Origin of the sequence: Bacillus sp. SJZ110, from assembly GCF_006715455.1 — a bacterium.
In the GTDB taxonomy this organism is placed as follows: domain Bacteria; phylum Bacillota; class Bacilli; order Bacillales; family Bacillaceae; genus Bacillus; species Bacillus subtilis.
Map to the genome: position 1 here is coordinate 294767 of NZ_VFNF01000001.1, position 12383 is coordinate 307149.

Below are 12383 nucleotides of genomic sequence, written 5' to 3' on the forward strand. Positions count from 1 at the left end.
AGACAAATATCAAGATTTTATCATTTTTTCCTTTTTTTATTAAATAAGTAATGCTTTTGTCCAATCTGTTTTTGAGCCTAATTCCATGTTTAATAGCCCTAATCCTACACCTACAGCTCCATCCAATAGACCGACGTACTGCAAAGGTACTACTTCATTCCCTTCAATTGATTCATAATTGTGGAACCCAAAGATATAATCCTTGTCATAGTAGCTCATAATTTTTTGTTTGATCTTTTGAAGCTCTTCGTTAAAAAATTCTTGTCCAGTGAGTTGATTTACTGCAAGCAAAATCTGACTTATTCCACAATAGCCATGGCATATCGTAGGCGAAAAAATCCCCTGTATATCAGATGCTGTGCACCTTAAAATCTGTACACCTATATTCAAAAATCTAGTATTTTGAAGTGCTTTTCCCGCTTTAACAATCGCAAGACATACTCCAGGTCTCCCATAGCACCAAGCATCTCTACTAAAATTTAGAGCCTTAGGTGGAGATCCGTATTGATACTCCTCAAAGCTTATATTTCCTTTCCAAAACAAGTTGCCTTGATCTTTTTCAGAAAATTCCAGTAAGAAATCTACCATTTTTTCAATTGCACGTTCTTGCCCCTTTACTTTAATTCCCTGCATGAGTGCTGAAGATAGAATGCAAATAGGACCAGGTATCCCATGTGCTAATCCCATATTAAAGTTTCCGTTTGGATAAGCTTTTTTTTCGATATCTGTAAACTGATGTTCAGATGGAATATGCCATCCAGGAACTTTTTCTCCATTCATGGTAATGTCTTCAGTTAATCTAACCAGATACCTTAAAATATCAATTAACAAATCCTTCATTGCCTTATCTTCTTGAAATAGAAGGAGGTAACTTGCTATTCCACTGACACCTTCTATTACATCGTAGTCACTCATATACACTTCCCGCTGAGAAAATTCAGTTAACAATTGAGGTACTACTTCAGCTAAATATTCGTTAATACGGGAAATGAAACCTTTGTAATAGGTGAAATGTTGCGATAAACAGACAGCTGCCAGTCCAATGCCAGCTGCTCCGGAAAACATTGATGGAGTATGCAGCCCTTTTTCTTTTATTTCATTTACTAAAATCGATAAATATTTGTGTCCTAAATCGTCCCATCCTTCCTCAGGAAAATGAGCGTGCAATTCGCCATACAGCATACATATGCCTGGTATACCATGACTCAATGCGGTCGGCTTCCAAGGTATAAGAGGAACTTCCCCAATACTGAGGAAGTTATCTTTTTTATTCACTATTTCAAGTACTTTATCGTAATTAGAAACTTGTCGAGCGATTTCCTTCACCAGTTCAACTTCTATCCCTGATACAGCGCCTCTTCCCATTTAGTACCGTCCTCCTCTAGCGGATTCATATAGTTCTCGGATTCATCCATCTTTTTATACAGTGGACATGTTTTTAATAACTCTTCATGTGTTCCTATTCCTACTATTTCCCCTTTATCCATAACAATGATCCGATCTGCAAGTTTAGCAGCAACCAATCGATGGGAAATAAATATTCCTATTTTATCTTTTGACAAACTGAAAAAAGTATCGAAGGTTTCTTTTTCTGCAATTGGATCCAGCGCAGAACTTGGCTCATCCAAAATATACAAAGAAGCTTCCCTAAAATAAGCCCTAGCCAAAGCAATCTTTTGCCATTGTCCGCCGGATAATTGCCTTCCTTCATCAAACCATAATCCAAGCTGTGTATCGAATTGATAGGATGAATGACCTTTTAAAAAATCAGCTTTTACAATATCGAGGACCTCATGCATTTTATTTGTCTGATGTAGTTTATCAATTTGTCCAAATCCTATATTTTCCTTTAAGGTCATTTCATATTTCATGAAGTCTTGAAAGAGTGCCGCAATTTGTTCCATATAACTGTCCATATCCAATTCTTTAATATTTACTCCATTAACCAAAATGTCACCTTGCTGAACTTCATATAATCCGGTAAGGAGCTTAATGAATGTACTTTTCCCTGACCCGTTTGGCCCAACAATGGCTATTCGTTCTCCTTTATTCAATGAAACATTAATATGATTCAGTGTCTGTTCTCCTTGATTAGGATAGATAAAGCTGACATTCTGAAAGATAACAGAATGAATAGGCTCAACAATTTGCTTCTTATGACCTTGATTTTTCTCTTCTCTTAATTCCAGAAATTCATACAATTGATTCATATAGAGATTGCTGTTATAGATGGAATAAATGCTAGTCATGATAGACTGTGAGTGACTTTGCACCAGCGAAACAGATCTGATATAACTCATCACATTACCGACCATTATTTTTCCCGCAAAAGCAGACATAATAGCAATAAATATAATTACAGCTCCAACTAATTGCACTGCAATCTCATATATTAGGTTCAAATAAGTTTTCTTTCTCAATATTTTTGTATCTTGATCAATAAAGGATTTTTTAATATCCCAGTATTTGTTTAATAAATAATCTTTAAGGTTATACAATTTTAATTCTTTAAAAGAAAAATCGTGTGTAAGTATATAACTGATATACCACGATTTCCTTTCCTGTCCTGCTCGTTTCCAATGTATAAAAAATTCTTGCTGTCCAATCTTCAAAAAATAGAATAGAGAAATCACTGGAATAACCAACAAGAGCAGCGAAACTTTAGGGTTCCATGACATCAAAAATGCAATTGATGAGAGCAGAGTCACAAATGATGTGGTCATTGTAATGATGGCTTGAATGATTTGGTAAGGTTTATAGCTGATTTCCTTAGTTACCCTTTCTAATTTGTCGTATATTTCAGGATTTTCGAAATCCTTCAATGCTAGATTACTGCTCTTTTTCATGACTTTATAGTTCAGTTTATAACCAATATTTAATTGGAATTTACCATTATAATATTCAGAAACCTGAGAGATCAGCTCCGAACAAAATGATACGCCAAGATATGTTAAGAAAATGGAGATAACAACTGAAACATCTTTGCGTATAGTCACAAGGGAATTAATCAATTCTTGGGAAATATAGAGTGAAACAATTGGCAGAATACCGGTAATAATACTGAATAAAATTAACTTTAAAAACAGTGATCTTTCTAAGGTGAAAATTAATTTGATAGTCTTAGGCATTTGTTTCATGATAAACAGCAGCTCTTTTAGCTTTAGTTGTTCCTTTACTTCCATGCTAAACTACCATTCTTCTTTTGATATCTCTGCGCATATAAAGAGTGCCTGCAAAGTGTAAGTATTTTATTTTCCATTTCTCTATCAGTTCCGAATAAACGATTGCAATGTAGGTGAATTACACTACCTATGCGTGAATATACTGCTTCTTTGTTATCAAATGCCTTGTTTATTAAGCATGCATAATTAGCTGCAGCTATTTTTCTAGTTTTCAATATTTCATATAATATTCTGCCATCACTTGTTTTTCTGAGATTATCCCAATCTCTATCAGAGTTGCATATTTCAATATACATTTCTCTATCCTTCTTAAATTCAGTACGATACTCATTCTGCAGGCAATTTTTTTCTAAAAACGCTAACTGCTCTTCGAACGTAAGCTCGAACTGTTCTAAAAAAAGTATGACAGAAACCATACCTGCGATTTCCTTGCTTATCGCAATATCCTTCATGCGATGCATTCTGATCATCGTTTCAACAACCTTGCTATCTTCACAGAAAACCTGTTCTGCAGCATCCATTAGGTCTAGCCCGCCATATCGTTCTATTTCCCGCTCATATTGGGTGATAACAAACTCAGTAACCAGTCCTTTTTCTCTTAAGCTTTTCAGCCAATTCAATAATTGTGGAAATAAACTGTACAGCACCTCTGCTTTTCCATTCAATCTAAGTCTTATATGAGGCTTCGGATCTCGATACCTCATAAAGAAATGTCTGACTGGATATTGATCAGAAATCTGGTTATAAATATCCGCTATTTCAAAAGCAATTAGCTCTTCTTCTCTAGTTTGTTTACAATAAAGTTTAATAAACAGCCAATCTTCAAATGGCATTTTAATTCTTTCGGATCCATTTTCCTCTACTGAGTTAAGGACCGGTAATTTCAATGGTTTTTCTGGTTTTTTCCTGATCAGCGGAACAACGATTTCCCCCGAATAGACATTTTGGTTTCTATCCTTTAAAGCATTTGCATCAAGCTCAGCAGCCACAAGTTGTAACGGATGGTTATGATTCGTTTTTTTAAGTTCCCAGAAAAAAACATCTAAAGTACGATCATCTTCTATATCAATTAATAATCGATTGTCTGCGTTAACGATATAAAATCTTTGCGGAAGATCATAAGTACGATGAAATTCAAAAAATGCAGATTTCACCTCGTCTATCGATGAATTCGAATGAATGCTTAAATCACTTTTGTGTATCAGCCATTGTTCACATGATAAGATTATTTCTTTATATTTGATTTCAGGAATATACTTAAAATCACTATAGATGCCCATCCACGGGAAATCATTCCACTTCCTTTTGCCATCTCTTGAAATTTCCAATAAAAATCGTAAGACATTTGGCATTAATAAAGGATTAAACATATGATTTGATTCAAAAGACAGAATTTCGCCAGTACATTTATGTTTGGCATAAAAGATATGTTTTTTATCGATTCCAATTAGAACATCTTCAGCTTTAACAGAATCATTGTGATGCAAGACACTGTTTGTAAAAAGGTTCATTTCTTTTTCCCGATAACTTACATTTCTTGTTACATTTCCAGACCTGACCTGATTAGGCACAATACTCAGCTCACAAATTTTCTTATTTTTGCCCGTTAACTCTTTTTCCTTATTATGTATTTTTTTTACAACGGCATTGATTGAATCAGATAAGTGAGTAAACCTTCCAAATGTTTTCCCTGCGCGTGTAGATCCGACATTTGGCCCTAAATAAAGCATGACTCTGCCATTGCGCAATTTAACAAAGAAATTGAGTTCAAATGATACTGGAATTTCTTCATCTGCAATTTCATAATTGCAGATTCTATGGAATGTTTCGTCATGTAATTGAATGGGAGCTTTCTTTCTAACTGATTCAAAGTATTTTTTCATAAAAAATTGTTTCATTTCAGGTGAAAATTGATCCTCAAATGATATTTCTTCGAAGAATTCATTAACAGGATTCGTGTAAGTAGCAGGGGCACCAATGCCAGCGTTGGAACAAAGCATTTCTAAAAGAGGAACTTCTCTTTCATACCCATAACGCTCCAAAAACACATTTTTGTACTTTTCTAAGTGGTCTAGTCTTTCTGCGGAGGGAGCAGCCATATAAGTAAACATACTAGCCAATTCACTTATCGCAAGAGATGTTTCATTATCTAGTTGAATGGAGGAGTCACCTAAACCCGTATCCACCTGCAGAGGAGATGAAGTCTTTATGAGTTCGTTCATTGTTTCAATCAGATTTAAATACTGGTCCTCTCCCTCTCCGATAGTGATCCGGTTATATTCATCTATTTGATATTGTATTTTCCTGCAAGCCTGAAGAAGCTCATTTGGAATTCGGCTGCTTTCCGCTTGAGCAATTAAATACTGAAATTGATCTGAAACAGTCATTGGTGGCCGTAAATTTGATATCAGGAACTCTTTGTCAATAAGATCTGCTACGTACTGATTAATTTTGCTTATTGGAGTATTTTCATAGTTCTCTGTCAAACTACGAATAATATCATGATAAGCAACACATTCACCACAAAGTTCATTGATTAGATGGAAAACCGATGTTGCACGAACACTAACCTCTTCAGATTTTCCATCTGTGCTATACAACAAGTAAGCACGATCACCTTTGATGTAACAAGCGGGATTTAATGTAAAAGAAAGCCGGTCGATGTATTCGTTTTCTAGTTTTCTCGTCAATTGATAGAGCCACTCAAAATCAACACGTGCTTTTTTGTAAAATGAATGCTGATTAAAAGATAATTGATTTTTATCGGAGAATGCCCCTATACCCACTGAAGAAAAAAGGCCAAAAGGCGTTGTTCTAGTTGCTCTTCTTGTTGCATACTTCAAAATAGCTTGCTGGAAGTTCCGCTTTTTTTTTCCTTTTAATTTATCAGGCGTTTGAAGGAAAATATTCATTGTGTCATATAGTGTCCTGCTAGATACCAGTATTTGTTCACGAAATAATGAATCATTACAAAGGTCATGCAATAACTGATCTGTATCCTGAGAGTTCTCATTTTTCAAGGCCTGATGTACCAAAGGAACCCGAATCATATAATAATCTGTAGGTGTATATAAGGATTTCATCTTAGTCTTTAACCTCCCATATTTATCCACTTCAATAACAACAAGAATTCAACATCCCTTCGTAAAGTCCTCCATTTTATTCATTCCATTCTAAAATTTTCATAATATTCTATTTAAACTATACATTTGAAAAATCAAAAAAAAATCAAGATTCACCCAATAAATCCCATAAAAAAAGGACTCTTTTCCCTTTTAGAAAAGAATCCTTTTTGCTTAACTCGATACACGAATTAACTTTCTTCTATTTTTTTGTTTAACTGGGTTCAACAATCTTTCAATCCAGGCCATGAGCAAATCCGCCCCTACCGCCATCACCGCAGTTGGTATCGCTCCAGCTAGAATAATCGCAGTTCCGTTTGTCGCGTTTGAGCCGCGGACGATCATGTCCCCAAGGCCTCCGGCACCGACAAATGTGCCGATCGCAGTAATTCCAATGGCAATGACGAGAGCTGTGCGAAGGCCCGCCATAATGACAGAAAGTGCGAGCGGGAGCTCAACCATTCTGAGCACTTGGAATTTCGTCATGCCCATTGCTTTTCCCGATTCTAAGTAGGCATGCTCAATACTGATAATGCCTGTGTACGTGTTTCGAATAATCGGCAGCAGGGAATACAGAAATAATGATAGAATCACGGTATTTGCGCCGAGCCCCATAACAAGCATTAAGACGGCCAGCATAGCGAGCGCCGGGATTGTTTGAATAACGTTTGTTACTGCAAACACCCAGGCTGACAAACGGCGAAAATGCGCGATGAGGATTCCGGCCGGAACCCCGACGACAGCGGCAAATAAAACGCCGTAAGCCGACATGAGAAAGTGGCGGCCGAATTCATCCATGACGTAACTGCCATTCTGCGCGTAATACGTCATTAACTGTTCAAGCACGTTCATTGACCTCTTCCCCCTTTCACGATTCGAAGTAGTGATGTTTTTCTAAATATTCCTTGGCAACGACAGACGGTTCTTTGAGATTGCCGTCGACTTCATAGTTAAGCTCCTGCATCGTGGCTGTGTCGATTTTTCCGAGCATTTTCTTGATGATGCCTTCAAGCTCAGGATGTTCTTTGAGCACCTTTTCCGGAACAACCGGAGAACAGTCGTACGGCGGGAAAAATTGTTTATCATCCTTTAGCATTTTGAGACCATAGGACTTGATTCTTCCATCGGTTGAATACGCAAGCACAATGTCCATTTTTCCGCTTTTCACCGCGTCGTACACAAGGCCGATCTGCATCGGATACGTGCCGCCGAATGTCATGCCGTAGGTTTTCGTAAAATCCTGATAGCCGTTTCCTTTGAGCTTCATCCAATAGTTATCAACGCCCAGCTTTAATTGCGACGCCCATTTTTTAACGTCTGATACGGTCTCTAAATGGTATTGGTCGGCCAACTCCTTGCTGACTGTAAAGGCATATGTATTATCAAACCCGTAGGAGTCATACCACTTTAAATCATATCTTTTTTTAAACTCCCGCTGAGTAAGCGCCAGCGCTTTGTCCGGATCTTTTTCAGGTTCCATTCTCAGCGTGCCTGTCAGCGCGTCTCCCGTATATCTTGTGGCCGCAATGTCGATTTCCCCGTTCATTAAAGCCTGCTGCTGCACCGCGTTGGAGCCAAGGTTTTTAATCGTTGTTGTTTTGAGATCAGTATGGTGTTCGATCAACTGGCCAAGCATGCTGGCGATGATTTCTGATTCGCTCATGCTTTGCGCGCCGATTTTAATGGTCTGGTCTGCAGCAGCGCTGAGACCAGGAAGCGAACAGCCGCTCAGTGTCAGCGTTGCCGCAAGTGCTAAACCTATCATTAATTTGAGATATTTTCTTTTCATGAGCCGCCTCCTTATGACAATTCCTTCAATCTCTGCATGCCGGCAGGTGTCAGTTTTCGTTCAGCAACTGCCAGCACATAATCAATCACAATTGCCAATATCGTGACAGGTACCGCGCCCCCGATGATATATTCCGGCTGATACAAATTCAGTCCGATAAAAATGTAATCACCCAATCCGCCGCCTCCGATAAAGGAAGCAAGCGTGGCCCAGCCGATTAAGTAAATCGTCGATGTTCTGATTCCCGCCATGATCACTGGCGCGGCAAGCGGCAGCTCCACCAAGCGGACTTGTTCAGCCGGCGTCATTCCGATTCCTTTACCAGACTCGAGCAGATTTTTGTTGACGCCGCGAATGCCGGTATACGTGTTGCGAAGAATCGGCAATACGGAATAGAAAAACAAAGCCACAATGGCCGGAACCTTCCCTACACCAAGGAGCGGAATAAAAAAAGCGAGGATGGCCAGACTCGGCAGCGTCTGAATGATATTGACAATGCCGATAATGGTGCCGGCTCCTTTTTTCATTCTGGTAAGCACAACCCCGAGGGGGACGGCAACCAGCACGCCTAAGATCACAGCAATGAGCGATATCGTAATATGCTCGTATGTTTTATAAAGAAGCTCGCCCCCATTGGTTTGCAAAAATTGAACAATATGATGCATGACTTATCGCCCCTCCCTATGACAATGCTGCGAGCTGCTTTTCTTCTCCCCAGAGGGAGTCATACACGATGTCGACCAGACTTGCCCTCGTCACAATTCCGATCAGGCGTCGGTCTTCATCCACAACGGGAACATATTTGACACCCCGTTTTAAAATTTTGCGGACCGTGTCGCGCAGCAGTGTGCCGCCCAGTACTGTATATATATCTTCATGTAAAACTTCACTGACAAGATTGGCCTTTTTCCGGCATTGATCAATGATTTCAACATCGACATAGCCTTGCAGAACGCGCTCGTCATCGACGACCAGCAATGAATCGACCCGTTCCTGCCTCATCAGCTGAATGGCCTCAGAAAGCGTTTTATCCGCGGTGATCGTTACAGGCTGTGTGTTCATAATCTGGTCAACCCGTTCAACATCCGGGCTGGATGACTGAATCAGCCGCTCCTTGCCGATAAATTCCTCAACAAATTCGTCTGCCGGATTTCTTAAAATGTCATCGGGCGTTCCAACTTGAACGATTTCTCCCGCTTTTAAAATCACAATCCGGTCTGCCAGCTTAATCGCTTCATCCATATCGTGGGTAACAAATACGATGGTTTTATGTAAGGTTTTTTGCAGTTTTTTAAATTCTTCCTGGAGGGAATCCCTCGTAATCGGGTCGAGTGCCCCAAACGGTTCATCCATTAAGATAAGCGGCGGCTCCGCGGCAAGTGCCCGTAATACACCAATTCGCTGCTGCTGTCCCCCGCTTAATTCATGAGGGTAACGGTCTACATATTCTGGCCCCATATCGACCAATTTTAAAAGCTCACGCGCCCGCTCTTTCCGCTGCTGCTCCGGCCATTTCAGCAGTTTTGGGACGAGTGAGATATTCTGCTGAATGGTCATATGGGGAAACAGGCCGATCTGCTGAATCACATAGCCAATTTTGCGCCTGAGCTCTACAGGATCCTGGTCCATGATGTTTTCGCCGTCAATGAAAATCTTTCCGGCGGAAGGCTCAATTAATCGGTTAATCATTTTCATTGTTGTCGTTTTTCCGCAGCCGCTCGGCCCGATAAAGCAGATAAATTCGCCTTTTGCAATCTTAAGATTTACGTTGTTCACGGCTTTTTTGCCGCCCTTGTATGTTTTCGAGACATTTTCTAATGTCAGCAAACATCGCACCTCCAAAATTAAGTTTATTCAATTTGTTCAGTTTGAATTTAATTTTTCAGACAATTGAATGCTTTCCATTATAGAATAAAGTTTATAAAATAAAAAGTTTACAATTTGTTCATATTATTTATAAAGTATGTGTAAACGCTGATTTACCCGCATTGACGTGTATTGATCTCCTTATTGCTCCAATTTCCTGCCAAATTCTCTTTTGACAGCATTTTCGCCGTATCAAAAATGTGGTATATTGACATCGGAATTGTTAGCTGAAAGGATGAAACCGTTGGAGAAAGATCCGTTAACGATCATTGAACAAGCCGAGGACCATTTTATAGAAAGAATCGCGGAAAACATGCATGCATTTGGAATGCCCTCTACCGTCGGACGAGTGCTGGGCATTATTTATATGAATCGAAAACCGATGACGCTTACGGAATTATCTGAGGCCACCGGCATGAGCAAAACACGCATGAGCCAGGTAGTGCGGGAAATGCTTGATGCCAACATTGCCGAGAAGGTGTTCGAAAAAGGCGTGCGAAAAGATTTATATGAGGTTGAGCAGGACTACTATCAAACATTTATCACGCTGTTTTCAGCCACCTGGAGCAAAGTCGTCAGCAAAAACAAAATGATGCATAAAAAACTCAATCGGGAGCTGCTTAGCGTGTTGGATGAAGAGCTTACTCCTGAAGCGGAAGAAAAAGTGAATGAACTGCTGAAAGAATTAAAGGAATGGCTTGATTATTATAATTGGCTCAGCCGTTTGATTGAGTTTTTTGAGAGCGAAGAAATTTTTAAATATGTGCCGAAGCCGTAAAAAACGCCCTGTCATTACAAGGCGTTTTTTCTTATGCGGCACCTGCCAAGTTTTTCTTCTTTCTCTTTTTAATCGGGCTTAATGCTCGTTCAAGCCAGCCCATCACCAAATCGGCAATCACCGCCATCAGAGCTGTGGGGATCGCTCCCGCTAATATAATCGCGGTTCCGTTTGTGGCGTTTGATCCTCTGACGATGATGTCCCCGAGACCGCCAGCACCGACAAATGTCCCGATGGCCGTAATGCCGATGGCAATGACAAGTGCGGTGCGCAGGCCGGCCATTATGACAGAAAGCGCAAGCGGAAGCTCGACCATCCGCAGCACTTGAAATTTTGTCATCCCCATTGCTTTTCCGGATTCAAGATAGGCGTGCTCAATACTGATAATTCCAGTATACGTATTTCTGATAATCGGCAGAAGAGAATACAGAAATAATGACAATATCACCGTATTAGCGCCCAGCCCCATGACAAGCATCAGCACGGCGAGCATGGCGAGAGCCGGGATGGTCTGAATGACGTTCGTGACCGCAAAAACCCATCCGCTTAATCTTCTGTATCTGGCTATCAGGATGCCAAGCGGAATTCCAACAATGGCGGCAAATAAAACGCCGTACACCGACATCAGAAAATGGCGGTAAAATTCCTGCATCACGTAACCGCCGTTTTGCGAATAGTATGTGCCAAGCTGCTGTAGTACTTCCATATGATCCACCTCTTTTCTTAGTCAAAATAATGATGTTTCTCTAAAAATTCCTTTGCTACGACAGACGGCTCCTTCAGCTTGCCATCCACCTCATAATTAAGTTCCTGCATCGTTTCCGTGTCGATTTGCCCAATCAGCTTATTGATCACACCCTCAAGTTCCGGATGCGCCTTAAGCACCTTTTCCGGAATCACCGGTGAACAGTCATACGGCGGGAAGAAACGCTTATCATCTTTTAAGATTTTCAGATTATATGCTTTAATCCGTCCATCCGTTGAATAAGCCAAAACGGCGTCCATTTTCCCATTTTTGACTGCGTCATAGACAAGCCCGATCTGCATCGGATAAGTGGTGCCGAACTCAAAGCCATATGTGCTGACAAAGCCTTTATACCCGTCGCCTTTTCGTTTCAGCCAAGCATTGTCGACGCCTAATTTATATTGGGAGGCATTTTTTTTCAGGTCGGACACGGTGTTAATATGCTCCTTTTCCGCAAACTTTTTTGTTACGGTGAAGGCATATGTGTTATCAAAGCCGTAGGAATCAAACCATTTATAGGAAAAGCGTTTTTGAAACTCGTTCTGCACAATGTTCAGCGCTTTTTTCGGATCTTTCTCCGCTTCCTTGCCGAGGGTGCTTGTTAAATCTGTTCCGGAATAGCGCGTGGCTGAAATATCAATGTCACCGCCCAGCATCGCTTGGTGCTGAACATAGTTTGAGCCGAGGTTTTTCACTAAAGCAGTATTCAAATCTGTATCATGTTCAATAAGCTGCGCGATCATATTCGCTAAAATTTCTGATTCTGTCATGCTCTGCGCCCCGATTTTGATCGTATCGTCAGAAGCGCCGCCTAGACCCGGCAGAGAGCAGCCGCCTAGCAGCATGACAAAGACGAGAGCAAACGCGCCAAGCCATTTGATTTTTGTCATTTTCAACAGAG

10 protein-coding genes are annotated in these 12383 nt (G+C 40.3%); 1 reads left to right on the forward strand and 9 read right to left on the reverse strand.

Annotated elements, in window-relative coordinates:
- Positions 1-39 precede the first annotated feature (39 nt).
- From FB592_RS01530 to opuBA, 7 genes are all read right to left on the reverse strand, one after another.
- Positions 40-1365 (reverse strand): lanthionine synthetase C family protein, encoded by a 1326-nt coding sequence (locus FB592_RS01530; RefSeq protein ID WP_141949174.1) that lies wholly within the window; start codon positions 1363-1365, stop codon positions 40-42.
- Positions 1338-3182 carry an ABC transporter ATP-binding protein gene (locus FB592_RS01535; RefSeq protein WP_041850530.1) on the reverse strand — a complete coding sequence of 615 codons (1845 nt, stop codon included), beginning with the start codon at positions 3180-3182 and terminating at the stop codon, positions 1338-1340. The genes FB592_RS01530 and FB592_RS01535 overlap by 28 nt, the downstream gene beginning before the upstream one ends.
- Positions 3173-6265, reverse strand: a complete 3093-nt coding sequence (locus tag FB592_RS01540; RefSeq protein ID WP_141949175.1) for a lantibiotic dehydratase — start codon at positions 6263-6265, stop codon at positions 3173-3175. Before FB592_RS01540 ends, FB592_RS01535 begins: the two co-directional genes overlap by 10 nt.
- Before the next feature lie 213 nt (positions 6266-6478).
- Positions 6479-7156, reverse strand: coding sequence for a choline ABC transporter permease OpuBD (gene opuBD, locus FB592_RS01545; RefSeq protein ID WP_032726866.1), 678 nt, complete (start codon positions 7154-7156; stop codon positions 6479-6481).
- 16 nt (positions 7157-7172) lie between these two features.
- Positions 7173-8093 carry a choline ABC transporter substrate-binding lipoprotein OpuBC gene (gene opuBC / locus FB592_RS01550; RefSeq protein ID WP_103804443.1) on the reverse strand — a complete coding sequence of 307 codons (921 nt, stop codon included), beginning with the start codon at positions 8091-8093 and terminating at the stop codon, positions 7173-7175.
- An 11-nt stretch (positions 8094-8104) separates the two neighbouring features.
- Positions 8105-8758 (reverse strand): choline ABC transporter permease OpuBB, encoded by a 654-nt coding sequence (gene opuBB / locus FB592_RS01555; RefSeq protein ID WP_003228370.1) that lies wholly within the window; start codon positions 8756-8758, stop codon positions 8105-8107.
- Positions 8759-8774: 16 nt separating this feature from the next.
- A complete protein-coding gene (gene opuBA / locus FB592_RS01560) occupies positions 8775-9920 on the reverse strand; it encodes a choline ABC transporter ATP-binding protein OpuBA (RefSeq protein ID WP_003228368.1) in 1146 nt (381 codons plus the stop codon).
- A 283-nt stretch (positions 9921-10203) separates the two neighbouring features.
- Between opuBA and FB592_RS01565 the strand changes: the two genes are divergently transcribed.
- Positions 10204-10737, forward strand: coding sequence for a GbsR/MarR family transcriptional regulator (locus FB592_RS01565; protein WP_014478002.1), 534 nt, complete (start codon positions 10204-10206; stop codon positions 10735-10737).
- Between the two features lie 31 nt (positions 10738-10768).
- On the opposite strand, the gene opuCD is transcribed toward FB592_RS01565, so the two are convergent.
- Together opuCD and opuCC are read right to left on the reverse strand one after the other, a co-directional pair.
- Positions 10769-11443 carry a glycine betaine/carnitine/choline/choline sulfate ABC transporter permease OpuCD gene (gene opuCD / locus FB592_RS01570; RefSeq protein ID WP_015714713.1) on the reverse strand — a complete coding sequence of 225 codons (675 nt, stop codon included), beginning with the start codon at positions 11441-11443 and terminating at the stop codon, positions 10769-10771.
- A 17-nt stretch (positions 11444-11460) separates the two neighbouring features.
- The gene (gene opuCC, locus FB592_RS01575; RefSeq protein ID WP_080351427.1) at positions 11461-12372 is read right to left on the reverse strand and encodes an osmoprotectant ABC transporter substrate-binding lipoprotein OpuCC; all 912 of its coding nucleotides are present in this window, start codon (positions 12370-12372) and stop codon (positions 11461-11463) included.
- Between the last annotated feature and the right edge of the window lie 11 nt (positions 12373-12383).

Excerpts from the sequence above, each read along its gene's own strand:
- FB592_RS01530 (WP_141949174.1), bottom strand. The coding sequence starts at position 1,365 with ATGGGAAGAGGCGCTGTATCAGGGATAGAAGTTGAACTGGTGAAGGAA.
- FB592_RS01535 (WP_041850530.1), bottom strand. The coding sequence starts at position 3,182 with ATGGAAGTAAAGGAACAACTAAAGCTAAAAGAGCTGCTGTTTATCATG.
- FB592_RS01540 (WP_141949175.1), bottom strand. The coding sequence starts at position 6,265 with ATGAAATCCTTATATACACCTACAGATTATTATATGATTCGGGTTCCT.
- opuBD (WP_032726866.1), bottom strand. The coding sequence starts at position 7,156 with ATGAACGTGCTTGAACAGTTAATGACGTATTACGCGCAGAATGGCAGT.
- opuBC (WP_103804443.1), bottom strand. The coding sequence starts at position 8,093 with ATGAAAAGAAAATATCTCAAATTAATGATAGGTTTAGCACTTGCGGCA.
- opuBB (WP_003228370.1), bottom strand. The coding sequence starts at position 8,758 with ATGCATCATATTGTTCAATTTTTGCAAACCAATGGGGGCGAGCTTCTT.
- opuCD (WP_015714713.1), bottom strand. The coding sequence starts at position 11,443 with ATGGAAGTACTACAGCAGCTTGGCACATACTATTCGCAAAACGGCGGT.
- opuCC (WP_080351427.1), bottom strand. The coding sequence starts at position 12,372 with ATGACAAAAATCAAATGGCTTGGCGCGTTTGCTCTCGTCTTTGTCATG.